This window comes from Ideonella oryzae (genome assembly GCF_024055665.1).
Classification (GTDB): domain Bacteria; phylum Pseudomonadota; class Gammaproteobacteria; order Burkholderiales; family Burkholderiaceae_C; genus Ideonella; species Ideonella oryzae.
On the sequence record NZ_JAMXMC010000005.1, the window covers coordinates 1 to 14,359 of the forward strand.

At 69.1% G+C, this 14,359-nt stretch carries 19 protein-coding genes; 3 read left to right on the forward strand and 16 right to left on the reverse strand.

The window, feature by feature from the left end; all coding sequences use genetic code 11:
- Positions 1-176: 176 nt before the first annotated feature.
- From M0L44_RS08855 to M0L44_RS08875, 5 genes are read right to left on the reverse strand one after another with little or no spacing between them, the layout of a single operon-like run.
- A complete protein-coding gene (locus tag M0L44_RS08855; protein WP_252769313.1) occupies positions 177-827 on the reverse strand; it encodes an SCO family protein in 651 nt (216 codons plus the stop codon).
- A gap of 7 nt (positions 828-834) precedes the next feature.
- The gene (cyoE, locus tag M0L44_RS08860) at positions 835-1,758 is read right to left on the reverse strand and encodes a heme o synthase (protein WP_252769314.1); all 924 of its coding nucleotides are present in this window, start codon (positions 1,756-1,758) and stop codon (positions 835-837) included.
- A complete protein-coding gene (locus tag M0L44_RS08865) occupies positions 1,755-2,909 on the reverse strand; it encodes a COX15/CtaA family protein (RefSeq protein ID WP_252769315.1) in 1,155 nt (384 codons plus the stop codon). The genes cyoE and M0L44_RS08865 overlap by 4 nt, the downstream gene beginning before the upstream one ends.
- Positions 2,909-3,625: an SCO family protein gene (locus M0L44_RS08870; protein WP_252769317.1), complete on the reverse strand. Its 717-nt coding sequence runs from the start codon at positions 3,623-3,625 to the stop codon at positions 2,909-2,911. Before M0L44_RS08870 ends, M0L44_RS08865 begins: the two co-directional genes overlap by 1 nt.
- Positions 3,576-4,301 carry an SURF1 family protein gene (locus tag M0L44_RS08875; RefSeq protein ID WP_252769318.1) on the reverse strand — a complete coding sequence of 242 codons (726 nt, stop codon included), beginning with the start codon at positions 4,299-4,301 and terminating at the stop codon, positions 3,576-3,578. Before M0L44_RS08875 ends, M0L44_RS08870 begins: the two co-directional genes overlap by 50 nt.
- A gap of 78 nt (positions 4,302-4,379) precedes the next feature.
- Between M0L44_RS08875 and M0L44_RS08880 the strand changes: the two genes are divergently transcribed.
- Complete coding sequence (locus M0L44_RS08880; RefSeq protein ID WP_252769320.1) at positions 4,380-4,607, forward strand: DUF2909 domain-containing protein; 228 nt, start codon at positions 4,380-4,382, stop codon at positions 4,605-4,607.
- 76 nt (positions 4,608-4,683) lie between these two features.
- Here M0L44_RS08880 and M0L44_RS08885 read toward each other — a convergent pair whose 3' ends face one another.
- The 7 genes from M0L44_RS08885 to M0L44_RS08915 form a co-directional block, all read right to left on the reverse strand.
- Complete coding sequence (locus tag M0L44_RS08885) at positions 4,684-5,568, reverse strand: cytochrome c oxidase subunit 3 (protein WP_252769321.1); 885 nt, start codon at positions 5,566-5,568, stop codon at positions 4,684-4,686.
- Between the two features lie 49 nt (positions 5,569-5,617).
- Positions 5,618-5,839, reverse strand: coding sequence for a DUF2970 domain-containing protein (locus M0L44_RS08890; protein ID WP_252769322.1), 222 nt, complete (start codon positions 5,837-5,839; stop codon positions 5,618-5,620).
- Positions 5,836-6,414 carry a cytochrome c oxidase assembly protein gene (locus M0L44_RS08895; RefSeq protein WP_252769323.1) on the reverse strand — a complete coding sequence of 193 codons (579 nt, stop codon included), beginning with the start codon at positions 6,412-6,414 and terminating at the stop codon, positions 5,836-5,838. Before M0L44_RS08895 ends, M0L44_RS08890 begins: the two co-directional genes overlap by 4 nt.
- 14 nt (positions 6,415-6,428) lie before the next feature.
- Positions 6,429-6,548, reverse strand: a complete 120-nt coding sequence (locus M0L44_RS08900) for a cytochrome oxidase small assembly protein (RefSeq protein ID WP_252769324.1) — start codon at positions 6,546-6,548, stop codon at positions 6,429-6,431.
- Between the two features lie 10 nt (positions 6,549-6,558).
- Positions 6,559-8,187: a cytochrome c oxidase subunit I gene (gene ctaD, locus M0L44_RS08905; RefSeq protein WP_252769325.1), complete on the reverse strand. Its 1,629-nt coding sequence runs from the start codon at positions 8,185-8,187 to the stop codon at positions 6,559-6,561.
- Positions 8,188-8,233: 46 nt separating this feature from the next.
- Positions 8,234-9,358 (reverse strand): cytochrome c oxidase subunit II, encoded by a 1,125-nt coding sequence (coxB, locus tag M0L44_RS08910; RefSeq protein WP_435526406.1) that lies wholly within the window; start codon positions 9,356-9,358, stop codon positions 8,234-8,236.
- A 362-nt stretch (positions 9,359-9,720) separates the two neighbouring features.
- The gene (locus M0L44_RS08915; RefSeq protein WP_252769328.1) at positions 9,721-10,566 is read right to left on the reverse strand and encodes a methyltransferase domain-containing protein; all 846 of its coding nucleotides are present in this window, start codon (positions 10,564-10,566) and stop codon (positions 9,721-9,723) included.
- A 108-nt stretch (positions 10,567-10,674) separates the two neighbouring features.
- Here M0L44_RS08915 and M0L44_RS08920 point away from each other — a divergent pair, with 108 nt between their 5' ends.
- Complete coding sequence (locus tag M0L44_RS08920; RefSeq protein WP_252769329.1) at positions 10,675-11,448, forward strand: ComF family protein; 774 nt, start codon at positions 10,675-10,677, stop codon at positions 11,446-11,448.
- A 31-nt stretch (positions 11,449-11,479) separates the two neighbouring features.
- Entirely contained in the window at positions 11,480-11,950 is a 471-nt protein-coding gene (locus tag M0L44_RS08925; RefSeq protein ID WP_252769330.1) for a tRNA (cytidine(34)-2'-O)-methyltransferase, read from the forward strand.
- A 24-nt stretch (positions 11,951-11,974) separates the two neighbouring features.
- Here the strand turns inward: M0L44_RS08925 and M0L44_RS08930 are convergent, their stop codons facing one another.
- The 4 genes from M0L44_RS08930 to M0L44_RS08945 form a co-directional block, all read right to left on the reverse strand.
- Positions 11,975-12,967: an NAD(P)H-dependent glycerol-3-phosphate dehydrogenase gene (locus M0L44_RS08930; protein WP_252769331.1), complete on the reverse strand. Its 993-nt coding sequence runs from the start codon at positions 12,965-12,967 to the stop codon at positions 11,975-11,977.
- A 24-nt stretch (positions 12,968-12,991) separates the two neighbouring features.
- A complete protein-coding gene (secB, locus tag M0L44_RS08935; RefSeq protein WP_252769333.1) occupies positions 12,992-13,438 on the reverse strand; it encodes a protein-export chaperone SecB in 447 nt (148 codons plus the stop codon).
- A 97-nt stretch (positions 13,439-13,535) separates the two neighbouring features.
- Positions 13,536-13,796 (reverse strand): glutaredoxin 3, encoded by a 261-nt coding sequence (gene grxC / locus M0L44_RS08940; protein ID WP_151121987.1) that lies wholly within the window; start codon positions 13,794-13,796, stop codon positions 13,536-13,538.
- A 131-nt stretch (positions 13,797-13,927) separates the two neighbouring features.
- A complete protein-coding gene (locus tag M0L44_RS08945) occupies positions 13,928-14,359 on the reverse strand; it encodes a rhodanese-like domain-containing protein (RefSeq protein WP_252769334.1) in 432 nt (143 codons plus the stop codon).

Here is a 14,359-nt window from a genome sequence, read left to right on the forward strand (position 1 = left end):
GGCCAGCCAGTGACATGCCAGGCTGCAGCGCCTGCTCGACGATCCAGCGCTTGAACTCTGGCAAGTAGTTGTGACGGCCGCGCGCGTTCGTCTTGAGCACGCGCTCGCCGCTCCAGGTTGGGGTGCGTCCACAGGCTTGCATGTGGACGCATGCTCGGGTGATCAGCGTGGGTGGGTCAATACGGCCTTGGGGCCACGCTTACGGCCTTCTCGGCCAGCAGGATCTTCAGGTCCGCGGCCAGGGCCTCCGGGCCTGCGCCGTAGCGGCTGAAGACCCGCACCCGGCCCGCGCGGTCAAACAGGTAGGAGCCCGCGGTGTGGTCGATGGTGTAGCTCGACGCGGTCTTGCCCGGCACCTTGGCGTAGAAGATCTTGAATTCCTTGGCGGCGGCGGCGGTTTCCTCCGGCGTGCCATGCAGGGCCAGGAAGTCGCTGCCGCCGAAGCTGCCCATGTAGGCCTTCAGGATCTCCGGCGTGTCGCGCTCCGGGTCCACGGTGACGAAGATGCTCTGCACCTCCTTGCCGGCCTCGCCCAGCTGCTGCTTGACGGCGGCCAGCTCGGCCAGCGTGGTGGGACACACGTCCGGGCACTGCACATAGCCGAAGAACACCACCACGACCTTGCCCTTGAAGTCGGCCAGGGTGCGCGGCTGGCCGTTCATGTCCGTCAGGTGCAGTTCGCGGGCGTAGGTGGCGCCGGTGATGTCGATGCCCTTGAAGGGGGCATGGGCCGGCACGTCGCCGCTCTTGAAGACCTGCCCGTCACAGGCGGCCAGGGTGAGCGTGGAGAGAGAGGCCAGGAGCGCGTGACGGCGGGACAGGGTCATGATCGGATCAGGAAGGCCCCAGCCAGGGGCTGATGTAGTGGTCCAGCAGCAGCGCGGCAAACAGCAGCGACAGGTACAGGATCGAGAACCAGAAGGTGCGGCGGGCCAGCGCCTCGCTGTACTGCCGCCAGAGCCGGAAACCATACACCATGAAGCACAACCCCAACGTGATCGCGCTCACGAGGTAGATCCAGCCGCTCATGCCGTAGATGAAGGGCATCAGCGTGCCCGCCAGCAGCACCACGGTGTAGAGGAAGATGTGCAGGCGGGTCAGCTCGGGTCCGTGGGTGACCGGCAGCATGGGCAGGCCAGCCCGGCGATAGTCCTCCATCCGATACAAGGCCAAGGACCAGAAGTGCGGCGGCGTCCAGAGGAAGATGATCAGACACAACAGCCAGGCCTCGGGCCCCACGTCGCCCCGCACCGCAGCCCAACCCAGCACCGGCGGCATGGCCCCGGAGGCCCCGCCGATCACTATGTTCTGCGGCGTGCGCGGCTTGAGCCACAGGGTGTAAACCACCGCGTAGCCGACAAAGGTGGCCAGGGTCAGCGCCAGGGTCAGCGCGTTGACCCACAGCAGCAGCGCCGCACTGCCCAGGGCACACAGGGCCAGCGAGAAAGCCAGCGTCTCCCGCGGCGACAGCTCGCCCCGGGCCGTGGGCCGCCAGGCCGTGCGCTGCATGCGCCGGTCCAGTTCGCGCTCCACCAGACAGTTGAAGGCCGCGGCCGCACTGGCCACCCACCAGATGCCGGCCGTGCCGGCCAGCAGCACCTGCCAGTCCGGCCAGCCCGGACTGGCCAGCAGCATGCCGATGACCGCGCAGAACACGATCAGCTGGACCACGCGCGGCTTGGTCAGGGCGTGGAACTGACGCCACTTGTGGCGCCAGCGGACCAGCGCGGTGGGGGCAGAAAGGGCCTGGGTGTTCATGACAGCACCACCTCTCGCGGCGCCCGCCAGGCCGGCCGCGCGGCCGCCTGCGGGACAGTGACGGAACGAGGCTCACGGCGCGCCAGCAGGCCCACCAGCGTGGCCACCAGGGCTGCCGCGCCCACAGAGTGGAGCAGCGCTCCCGCCAGCGGCCACTGCAGCACCACATTGCCGATGCCGGTCAGGGCCTGCAGGGTCAGCAGGCCGGCCAGCATGGCCGCGCCACGGTGATAAGCCGCCCCCCGCCGCCACAAGGCCACGGCCAGCGCGGCGATGGCCAGGGCCACCACCGCGGCCATCAGCCGGTGGGCCCAGTGGATGGCCACCAGGGCCTCCCAGCCCAGGTAGCCGCCATGGTGGGCCCGGCCCAGTTCGCGCAGCAGCGTGAAGCCCTGCGCGAAATCCGCCTGCGGCCACCACTGGCCGTTGCAGGCGGGAAAGCCCTGGCAGGCCAGCACCGCATAGTTGCTGCTCACCCAGCCCCCCAGGGCCACCTGGGCCAGCACCAGGGCCAGCACGCCCCCCACCGCCGTGCGCAGGCCCCGCCCCAGGGCCAGGGCCTGGTCCTGGTAGGCCCGGTGCTGGATCATCAGCAAGGCCAGCAGCAGCTGCGCCCCCAGCAGGTGCAGGGTGACGATGGCCGGATAGAGCTTCCAGGTCACGGTGTAGCGACCGAACAGGCCCTGCACGATGACCCAGCCCAGCGTGAGCAGCGGCCACAGCCAGCAGTGCGGCAGCTCGCGGCGCCAACGCAGGCTGGCCACCGCCAGGGTCAGGATGAGGCCGCCCAGCACCATGGCCAGGTAACGGTGGGTCATCTCCACCCAGGCTTTGGACCAGGTGACCGGACCGCTGGGCAAGGCCTGCTGAGCGGCATGAATGGCGGCACGCGCCGCCAGCGGGCTGGCCTCGCCGTAGCAGCCCGGCCAGTCCGGGCAGCCCAGGCCGGAATCGGTCAGGCGGGTGAAGGCGCCGAAGGCGATCAGGTCCACCGTCAGGAACAGGGCCAGCGTGGTGAGCGCGGCCAGACGCTGGCGCCGGCTGGCACCGCGCCAGCGCCAGGCCAAGCCCAGCAGGATCAGCAACGTCACGCTGCCGGAGCCGGCCAGCAGGGCCAGGGCCGGGCTCCAGTCCACGGGTGTCGCGTTCATCATTGCCCCACCTCCCGCCCGGGACGGTCCCAGAAGGCCGACGCCCTCAGGAGCCGCTCCAGATCCTTGTGAAAGCGCTTGGGCTCCGGCTGGGGCGGGGTGCGCATCATCCACTCGCCCATCGGGTCCACCACGTACATGTGCTCGCTCAAGGCGTGCCCGGGCGCAGGCTGCAGCCACTGCGCGAGGGCCTGAGGCGGCACCCGCAGCACCCAGGTGCCCGGGGTCAGTGCCTGCAGCACCTCAGGCCGCACAGGGGCGTCGTCGGTCACCAGCCACAGGTTGTCCACCCGGTCGCGTTCGCGGCCCAGCATCTCGCGCAGCTGCCGCTGCTCGAACAGCATGCGCTCGCAGGCCGCATCGCAGGCGCCAGGGGCCACCACCGTCAACAGCCACTGGCGCTTGAGGGCTGCGGGCGCCACGGCACGGCCGTCCAGGGTCTGCAGCGGCAGGTCGGCCGGCAGGCCGCGCGAAGGCTGGATCAGCTCGGCATAGTTGCTGCGCCCCTGGGGCCGCAGCACGTAATAGGTGAAGTAGGAGGCCACCACCGGGGCTGCGCAGGCCAGCAGCACCAGCAGCAGCGTGAAGCGCCCGCTCCAGCGGGAGGGCGAACGGCCCTCGGCCGGCGCAGTGCCAGGCAGGCCATGCACGGTGAGCGTCAGCGGCTCAGGCGGTGTGGCGTGCGAGGCGCGGGCGAATGAGCTGGAACCAGACATACAACCCCACGGTGAGCGACGAGAACAAGAACCACTGGACGGCGTACAGGTCGTGCTTGCGCACATCCAGCGCGGGTTGCGGCCAACGCCGCTGCAAGGTTTGCTCGGCCATCGCAGCCGCACCGGCGGCCACGGGAGAAGGCGCCAGCTGCTGCAGCGAATAGGGCAACAGCGCAGGCCCCCAGAGCTGGGCCAGGGCCTCGGGATCGGCGTTCTGACGGATCGGGCCGGGGGCATCCGCCCCCAAGGCGGTCAGGGCCGATGGCCAGGGCGCCACGCGGGCCGACACCAACACCTCCCCCTCGGGCAGCGGCAGGGCCGGCAACCGGCTGCGGTCCTGCTGATCGCGCGGCACCCAACCACGCTGCACCAGCACCACATCCCCGCGGTCCAGCTGCAGGGGCGAGAGCACGAAGAAGCCCGGCCGGCCATCCATCTGACGGTTGTCCAGGAACACCGGCGCCACCGGCAGCCAGCGCCCCTGAACGGTGACCCGTCGGTACCACTGTCCCTGGGCGGCCAGAGGGCTGCGCGCCAGGGCCTCCGGGCTCAGCACGGGCGCCTCGGCACGCTCCAGCATCTCGGCCTGCAGAGCCCGCTTCTCCTGGCCACGGTGCATCTGCCAGAGGCCCAGACGGGCCGTCACCGCGGCCACCGTCAGCGCCGCCAGCAGCACCAGAACCCGCCGTGTGAACGGGTCGCTCCGGGCAAGCCCTCCTGCGCCCGGCACCGGGACGGGAGAAGAATGCCGGACATGAAGATCCTGATCATCGCCACCCTGCTGGCCATCCTGGGCAGCCTGGCCGCCGCCGGCCTGCTGATGCTGCGCCGTCGCCCCGAGGACGACGGCGGCCAACGCGGCCGGCAGATGGCCCGCGCCCTGGCCTGGCGCATCGGCCTGTCCATTGCCCTGTTCCTGGCGGTGCTGGGGGCCTGGGCCCTGGGCTGGATCCATCCGACCGGCTTGCCCCTCACCCGCTGAAGGCCGCGCCCCCTCCCCCGCGCCAAGCGCGGGTGCGAGCCCGTGCAAGCTGGGGGTGTTGCGGTGCATGGCCGACTCACATCCAGTAGACGACCAAGTACAGGCCGAGCCAGACCACGTCCACGAAGTGCCAGTACCAGGCCACGCCTTCGAAGCCGAAGTGGTGCTTGCTGCTGAAGTGGCCCTTCATCAGGCGCAGCGTGATCACCGTGAGCATCAGCGTGCCCAGCAGCACGTGGAAGCCGTGGAAGCCGGTGAGCATGTAGAAGGTGGAGCCGTAGATGCCGGACGTGAGCTTCAGGTTGAGCTCGTGATAGGCATGCATGTACTCGTAAGCCTGGAAGCCCAGGAAGGTGGCACCCAGCGCCACGGTCAGCCACATCCAGCCGATGCAGGTGCCCCGCCGATCGGCCAGCAGCGCGTGGTGGGCCATCGTGATGGTCAGGCCCGAGGTCAGCAGCAGCGCGGTGTTGAGCGTCGGGATCGGCCAGGGCCCCATGGTCTCGAACGGGGCCACCGTGCCCGCGGGCGAACCCGTCGCACCGGGCATTTCGCTGGGCCAGACGGCCTTGAAGTCCGGCCACAGCAGCTGGTTGTCCAGGCTGCCCAGGGCGGGGATGACATGCGCCCGGGCCCAGAACAGGGCGCCGAAGAAGGCCGCGAAGAACATCACCTCCGAGAAGATGAACCAGCTCATGCTCCAGCGGAAGGACGCGTCGATGCGCTGGGAGTACTGCCCGCCCTCGCTCTCGCGGATCGCGTCGCCGAACCACTGGAACAGCACGCTGAACAGCACCAGAAAGCCCGCCAGCACCGCATAGCGGCCCCAGCTGAGGTCGTTGATCCACTGGGCGGCACCGAAGGCGATGAGGAACAGCGCCAGCGCCCCCAGGGCCGGATGGCGCGAAGGCTGGGGCACGAAGTAGTACGGCGTGCCGTGTGAATCGTTCGCTGCGGACATCGTCTGCTCTCCTCGTTGCGAATAGCGTGTGTGTCTCGTCCAGAACCCGTCAGTGGGAAGCGCCGCTGTCGACCACCCAATTCACCAGCAGCAGCAGCAGGCCCACGAACAAGGCCGCCCCCACGAGGCCGGCCACGATGACATGCTGCGGCTTGACCCGCCGCAGGTCCTGCTCCTGGTCCGTCCGGCGACGCACGCCGAAGAAGGACCAGGCCACCAGGCGCACGGTCTGCCAGAAGCTGCCATCGCGGCCATGGGTCTGGGGGCTCATGTGCCGCCTCCTGGCGCGGGGGGCACTTTGCCGCCCACCTCGAAGAAGGTGTAGGACAGCGTGATGGTGCTCACATCGTGCGGCAGCTTGCGGTCCACATAGAACACCACCGGCCAGCGCCGGGACTCGCCGGCCTGGAGCGTGTATTCGTTGAAGCAGAAGCACTGGAGCTTCTCGAAGTAGTTGCCCGCCACGCTGGGCGCGTAGCTGGCAATGGCCTGGGCCGCCAGTGTGCGCGGCTGGGTGTTGGTGAACTCGTACATCACCGTGGCCATCTGCCCCGGGTGCACCTGCAGGGATCGCACCTCAGGCTTGAAGGACCACAGGCCGCGGGCATTGGCGTCGAACTCCACCGTCACGGTGCGGCTGGTGTCCACCTGGGTGTTGGCAGGTGCGGCCTGGGCCGCACTGCCGCCGCGCTCGGACAGCGACAGCACGTTGATGCCCAGGGCCGTGCAGATGTGCCGGTAGATGGGCACCAGCGCATAGCCGAAGCCGAACATCAGCGCGGCGATGACCAGCAGCTTGCCCAGCATCACCAGCTGGTCTTGGCGGGCTCGGGCGGCGAGGGACATGTCCTGCTCCGGGCTCAGGCGTGCAACCAGATGATCTTGGCCACGAAGGCCAGGCCGATGACCAGGGCCACGGCCGCCAGCGTCCAGGCCAGCCGCAGATTGGCCCGCCGCTGGGAGGGGGTCAAGGTGGCCATGTCCACCCCCTCATCCCACCACGCGGGTGGCGGTCTCGTCCAGCTTCGGCGGGGTTTCGAAGGTGTGGTGGGGCGCCGGCGAGGGCACCTCCCATTCCAGGCCTTCGGCGCCCTCCCAGGGCTTGGCCGGTGCCGGCTCGCCGCGCCCGCGCATCATCGGCAGCACGGTGGCCAGGAAGAAATACACCTGCATGAAACCGAAGCCGAAGGCGCCGATCGAGGCGACTTCATTGAAGTCGGCGAACTGCATCGGATAGTCCGCATAGCGACGCGGCATGCCGGCCAGCCCCAGGAAGTGCATCGGGAAGAAGGTGACGTTGAAGAAGATCAGCGAGCCCCAGAAGTGGATGCGGCCGCGCGTCTCCGAATACATCACCCCGGTCCACTTGGGCGCCCAGTAGTAGTAGCCGGCGAACATGGCGAACAGCGAGCCCGCCACCAGCACGTAGTGGAAGTGGGCCACCACGTAATAGGTGTCCTGCAGCTGCAGGTCCACCGGCGCCATCGACAGGATCAGGCCGGTGAAGCCGCCCATCGAGAAGACGAAGAGGAAGCCCACCGCGAACAGCATGGGCGTCTCGAAGGTCATCGAGCCGCGCCACATGGTGGCCACCCAGTTGAAGATCTTCACGCCCGTGGGCACGGCGATCAGCATCGTCGCGTACATGAAGAACAGCTGGCCCGTCACCGGCATGCCGGTGGTGTACATGTGGTGGGCCCAGACGATGAAGGACAGGATGGCGATGGAGCCGGTGGCATAGACCATCGAGGTGTAGCCGAACAGCTTCTTGCGGGCGAAGGCCGGGATGATGGCGCTGACGATCCCGAAGGCCGGCAGGATCATGATGTAGACCTCGGGGTGACCGAAGAACCAGAAGATGTGCTGGTACATCACCGGGTCGCCGCCGCCAGCCGGGTTGAAGAAGCTGGTGCCGAAGTGGCGGTCGGTCAGCGTCATCGTGATGGCGCCGGCCAGCACCGGCATCACCGCGATCAGCAGGTAGGCGGTGATCAGCCAGGTCCAGGCGAACAGCGGCATCTTCATCAGCGTCATGCCCGGCGCGCGCATGTTCAGCACCGTGACGATGATGTTGATCGCCCCCATGATGGAGCTGGCGCCCATGATGTGCATCGCGAAGATGCCGGCGTCCATGGCCGGGCCCATCTGCAGGGTCAACGGTGCATACAACGTCCAGCCCGCGGCCGGTGCACCTCCGGGCATGAAGAAGGAGCTCACCAACAGCAGGGCCGCGGGGATCAGCAGCCAGAAGCTGAAGTTGTTCATCCGCGCGAAGGCCATGTCCGAGGCCCCGATCTGCAGCGGAATCATCCAGTTCGCGAAGCCGACGAAGGCCGGCATGATGGCCCCGAACACCATGATGAGCCCATGCATGGTGGTGAACTGGTTGAACAGCTCGGGGTTGAAGAACTGCAGCCCGGGCTTGAACAGCTCGGCGCGGATGCACAGCGCCAGCACGCCCCCGATCATCAGCATGGTGAAGCTGAAGAGCAGGTACATCGTGCCGATGTCCTTGTGGTTGGTGGCATAGACCCAGCGGCGCCAGCCGGGGGTGGGCCCATGGGCATGGTCATGGGCATCGTGGGCCGGATGGCCATGGGCATCAAGGACTGCGCTCATCGTGGCTCCTGGACGGGACGCGTGGATCGCAAGAGGGCTTCGAGACTCACTGCGCACGCGCAGCGGTCACCTCCGAAGGCTGGACGGTCTGGCCGGTCTGGTTGCTCCAGTTGTTCTTGGTGAAGGTCACCACGGCCGCGATCTCGGTGTCGGACAGCTGTTTCCACGACGGCATGACGTTGTTCTGACCGTGCAGCAGCACCTGGATCTGCACCAGATGGTCGGCGTCCAGCACCTTGGCCGAACCATCCAGGGGCTTGACCGGCCCGCCGCCCTTGCCATCCGGCCGGTGACACACCGCGCAGTTGCCGGCATAGACCTGCTGTCCACGGGCCATCAGGGCATCGTGCTCCCACACCTTCTTCGGATCGTCGGCCAGTTCGGCCAGACGCTTCTTCTCGCCGGCCACCCACTGTGCGTAGTCGTCGGCGCTGAGCACCCGCACATGGATGGGCATGTAGGCGTGCTCCTTGCCGCACAGTTCGGCACACTGCCCGTAGAAGTCGCCCGTGCGATCCGCGCGGAACCAGGTGTCACGTACAAAGCCGGGAATCGCGTCCTGCTTGACGCCGAAGGCCGGGATCATCCAGGAGTGGATGACATCATTGGCCGTGGTGATGATGCGCACCTTCTGCCCCACCGGCACCACCATGGGGTGGTCCACCTTGAGCAGGTAGTCGTCGCCTGAAGGCTTGCCCGCGTCGGACATCTGGCGCTGGGCCGGGTCCAGCGTGGAGAGGAACTGGATGCCCTCGCCAGGGCCCTTCAGGTACTCATAGCCCCACTTCCACTGGTAGCCGGTGACCTTGATCGTGAGGTCGGCATTGCTGGTGTCCTTCTGCGCCACCACCGTCTTGGTGGCCGCAAAGCCCATGCAGGCCACGATGATGAAAGGGACGATCGTCCAGGCGATCTCGACCTTGACGCTCTCATGGAAATTGGCCGGCTTGGCCCCCAGCGATTTGCGGTGCTTCAGGATGGAATAGAACATCACACCGAAGACGGCGACAAAGATCAGCAGACACACCACCAGCAGACCGTAGTGCAGCGACTGCACGTCCGCCGCGATCTGCGTGGCCGGCGGCGCCAGATCCATCTGGCGCACGGCCGGCCCGCCTGGCAGGCTCTGAACCGCGCCATCGGCGGCCCAGGCCATCCGGCCTCCCCACATTGACAAGAGGGCGGCGCCCCCTGTCCATCCCGCGGTCTTGCCCAGCATGCTGCACATCCCCATGGTGACGGGTGTCCCGTTGCGGTGCCGGTGCGTCGCAATTGGCTTGCGAACGATCAAGCTCATCCGGCGAGCCCCAGCGTAGGGCAGCCGTGCTCACCGAAGGGAGAGCGTTTCTACTCAAACGCGATGGCCGAGTGTGCTGCTAGGGATTGATCCAGATCGACCCAGGAAGTCGATTGACGCCATGGAAAACACCATGACGCATGGGTATTTCCTCAAACGGCTCAGTGATTGAGCCTCCCATATGCGCCACGGTTGAATCCCTGAGATACCGCTGCCCGACGGTCTGCGCCGCGGGGTCAGCGGGGTGGCTTCTGCTCGCGCAGCATGCGCCGCATGGTGGTCAGATCCACCGCGGTTTCAGCGGCCACGGCGGGGCCGCGCTCCGGGGCCTGGAAGGCGTGGCCATAGACCAGTTCCAGCGTGAGCCGGATGCGGCCCTGGGCATCGGCCCGCGCACGCAGCGCCCGCAACAGGTGTTCGCGCCAGGCCCGGCCGCGCAGACCGCGCATGCGCCCCGGTGCAGCATTGCCGCCCCAGCTGCGCAACTCGGCCAGCAGCTGCTCCGCGCTGCCATAGGTCAGGGTCAGGGTCTCCTGGTCCATCACTGGATCGGCGAAGCCCGCCTGCACCAGCATGTCGCCCAGGTCATGCATGTCCACAAAAGGCACATGGGGCTCGCCCCAGCCCTCGGCCGCATAGACCGCGCGCAGCTCCGGCAGGGAGCCCGGCCCCAGGGTGGAGAACATGACGAAGCCGTCGACGCCCAACGCGCGGCGCCATGCGGCAAACAGGGCCGGCGGGTCGTTCTCGAACTGCAGAGCCATGTTGGACCAGACCAGACCCGCGCCGCCAGACGCCACCGCCTCTGGCACCACCGGCACCGGGGCACCGCCGCCCCACCAGCGCTTCCACCAAGGTGCGGTGGGCGCCACTTCACCCGCAGGCCGCACCTGCTGCAGCGTGGCCTTGGGATAGGCCGCCCGCATGCCTTCTGCCGGCGGGCCGGCGTCCAGCGACCAGTCCAGCACCTGGCCGGGCGTCAGCCGGATCAGCGACAGCCGCTCCGCCATCCGGCGGGCCACCTCCTGGTGCAGCCACGAAGGCGCTTCAGCCGCAGCCAGGCGCCCCCGGATACGCGCCACGGCGGCAGGATCCAGACGGACGGACGGGGCAGGAAGGTCCGCGAAAGGGGGGAAGGAGGACGGGGACGCAGACGCGGGCGCGGACATGGCCGGCAGTATATTGAGCCGATGCCGGTCGCACCCCTGCAGTTCGCCAAGTCCGTGGCCCATGCAGGGTTGGCATGGGCACGCCGCTGGCCTGCCCCCTGTCTGGTTTGCCACAGTTGGTGTGCCGGCGGGCTGTGCGAGGCCTGCCGGGCGCGTTTTGCCCCACCGCGGCACCGCTGCGTGCGCTGCGGCCTGGCACTGGCCGAGGCCGGCAGCCCCTGCGGCGCCTGCAGCCTGCACGCCCCGCCCATGGCCCGCACGGTCGTGGCCCTGGACTATGCCTTCCCTTGGGACCGGCTGATCGCGCGCTTCAAGTTCGCCCATGCACCGGAGCTGGCCAGTGTGCTGGTGCGGCCCCTGGCCGATCATCTGGGCCCGCTGCTGGCCACCTCAGACGAGCTGCGGCCCGACCTGCTGCTGCCGGTGCCCCTGTCCCCCCGGCGCCTGCGCGAGCGCGGCTACAACCAGGCCTGGGAGCTGGCCCGGCGTCTGGCCCGGGAACTGGGCCTGCCCGCCCAGGCCGATGGCCTGCAGCGCTGGAGGGAGACCCCGGCCCAGACCACCCTGGACGCGGCCGCGCGGCGCGCCAACCTGCGCGACGCCTTCGTGGTCCACCCCCGCCTGGCGAGCCGGCTGGCGGGGCGCCATGTGGCCCTGGTGGACGATGTGATGACCACCGGCGCCACCTTGGCCACGGCGGCCGATCTGCTGTTGCGTTCAGGCGCCCGTGAGGTCAGCGCCTGGGCCCTGGCCCGCACCCCGGCGCCTTCGCGGCCCGATCGCCCGGCCCACTGAGTCGGGAGTCGACAGCAGCGACAATGCGGGGATGTTCCGCATCGTGCTCGTCCACCCCGAGATCCCGCCCAACACCGGCAATGTGATCCGTCTGGCGGCCAACACCGGCTGCGCCCTGCACCTGATCGAACCCCTGGGCTTCGACATGGAAGACCGGCTGCTGCGCCGGGCCGGGCTGGACTACCACGAGTACGCCCCGGTGCAGCGGCACGCTTCCTGGGAGGCCTTCCTGGCCGCCGAGCAGCCCGATCCGGCCCGTTGCTTCGCCTTCACCACGCATGGCACCCGCCGCCCGCACGAGGTGCGCTGGCAGGCGGGCGACACGCTGGTCTTCGGCCAGGAAACGGCCGGCCTGCCGGTGGCCCTGCGCGAGCGCTTTGCCCCCGAGCAGCGACTGCGCCTGCCGATGCGACCCGGCCAGCGCAGCCTGAACCTGAGCAATGCGGTGGCGGTGTCGGTGTTCGAAGCCTGGCGGCAGTGCGGCTTCGAGGGGGCCGTCTGACGGACGCGCGGGCAAGACCGAGGTTCAGAACCCCTCGGCCTCCATGCGGGCGTCGCGGTGCATCAGGCGCTGCACCGCATCCAGCGGGGTCAGACGGCCCTGAAGCACCTCGTTGACGGCCTCGGCCAGCGGCATCTCCACGCCCAGCACGCGGGCGCGTGCCACCACGGTGGCGGCGCTGTAGACGCCTTCGGCCACATGGCCCAGCCGGGCCAGGGCCTGCTCCAGCGTCAGACCTTCGGCCAGGGCCAGGCCCACCTGCCTGTTGCGCGAGAGGTCGCCAGTGGCGGTCAGCACCAGATCCCCCAGACCGGTCAGGCCCATGAAGGTCTCGCCCTGCGCGCCCATGGCCACGCCCAGGCGGCTCATCTCGGCCAGGCCGCGGGTGATCAGGGCCGCGCGGGCATTCAGGCCCAGGGCCATGCCATCGGCAATGCCCGTGGCAATGGCCAGCACGTTCTTGACGGCGCCGCCCACCTCCACGCCCACCGGGTCGGTGGACATGTAGACGCGCAGCGAGCCGCCATGAAAGGCCTGCACCGCCAGGCGGGTGAGGCCGACATCGGCACTGGCCGCGACCAGCGCGGTGGGTTGGCCGGCCGCCACTTCCTGGGCAAAGCTGGGGCCCGAGAGCACACCGCACTGCGCCTTGGGCAGCAGTTCCTGGGCGATCTGGTGGCCCAGCAGACCGGTCCCGGCCTCGAAGCCCTTGCACAGCCACAGCACGCGGGCGTCGTGCGGCAGGCGGGCCAGCGTGCCCCGCAGCGCCGCCATCGGCGTGGCCACGACGAAAAGCCCCTCCCCCTGCGCGTGGTCCACCGCGGCCGACCAGTCGGCCGTGGCCACCAGGGTGTCCGGGAAGGGACGGTCGGGCAGGTAGCGGGTGTTGGCCCGGTCGGCCGACAGGGCCTGGGCCTGGGCCGGGTCGCGGGCCCACAGCGTCACCGCATGGCGGCGCGCCGCGGCAATGGCCAATGCGGTGCCCCAGGCACCGGCACCCAACACGGAAATCTGCATCCTGGCCTCAGCCGGCATTCAGACTCAGTTGGGCGCGCCCTGGGCTTGCGCCTGCTGGGCCTCCAGCATGGCCTGGAAATTCACTTCCGGCAGCAGGATGGGCGGGAAGCCGGCGCGGATGCACACGTCGGAGACGATGGCGCGCAGGTAGGGGTGCAGGGTTTGCGGGCAGGCCACGCCGACCAGCAGCTGCAGCTGGTCCTGCGGCACGTTGCGGATCTCGAAGATGCCGGCCTGCTTGGCCTCGACCAGGAACAGGGTGCGATCGCCCACGGTGGTGGTGACGGTGGCCGTCACGGTCACCTCGAACACGCCGTCAGCGATCGGCTCGGCACCCATGTTCAGCTGGATGTCGACCTGGGGCTGCTGCTGCTCCAGCAGGATCTGCGGGGAGTTCGGCTGCTCCAGCGACAGGTCCTTCAGGTAGACGCGCTGCAGCTGGAACACGGGGTTCTGATCTTGGTCGGCCATGGGTCACTTTCAGAAAAACCGGGCCCGCCACCGGCATGGTGGCGGGCCGTGAGGCCGCCGATTATGGCGCAGGGGCGTGGCGCCCCCGTGACCCGGCTCAGGCCCCTTGCAGCAGGGGCATCAGGCCACCGCGCTGGTCCAGCGCCATCAGGTCGTCACAGCCGCCCACATGGGTGTCGCCGATGAAAATCTGGGGCACGGTGCGGCGCCCGGTGCGCTCCATCATGGTGTCGCGCTGGGCCGGGTCCAGGTCCACCCGGATCTCCTCGATGGCCTCGACGCCGCGCTGCTTGAGCAGGGCCTTGGCGCGCAGACAGTAGGGGCAGACCTGGGTGGTGTACATCAGCACCTTGTTCATGGCGGGACTCGCAGAATTCACTCGATCAGGGTCGCCATTGTGGGCGCCGGCACAAAGGCCTGCTGCCGCAGGGTCTTACCCCAGCCGGTACCCCACTGCGAGGCACAGCGGGACGCCAGTCCGGGCCTGGGTCAGGCCTTGCCCTTGGCACCGGTCTCCACCGGCAGACCGGCCTCGCGCCAGGCCTTCATGCCACCGCGCAGCACCTGTGCCTGGGCATAGCCTTGCTTGCGCAGCTGCGCCGCCGCACGGGTGGCCCGCATGCCCGAGGCGCACACCACGATCAGCGGCTGCTCCTTGTTGGCCGGCAGATTCTGGGCGCTGCCCAGCGTGGCCAGCGGGATGCTGCGCGAGCCGATCACATGCCCGGCAGCAAACTCCTCGGGCTCGCAGACGTCGACCACCGCGGCCTTCTCGCGGTTCATCAGGCGCACCGCCTCGTCCGGGCTGATGCCCTGGCCCGTGGCCCCTGCCAGCGACTGGCGCAGCAGCAGCGTGCCGGAGACCACCGCTGCGGCCACCAGCACCCAGTTGTCGATCAGGAATTGGACGTTGCTGCTCAT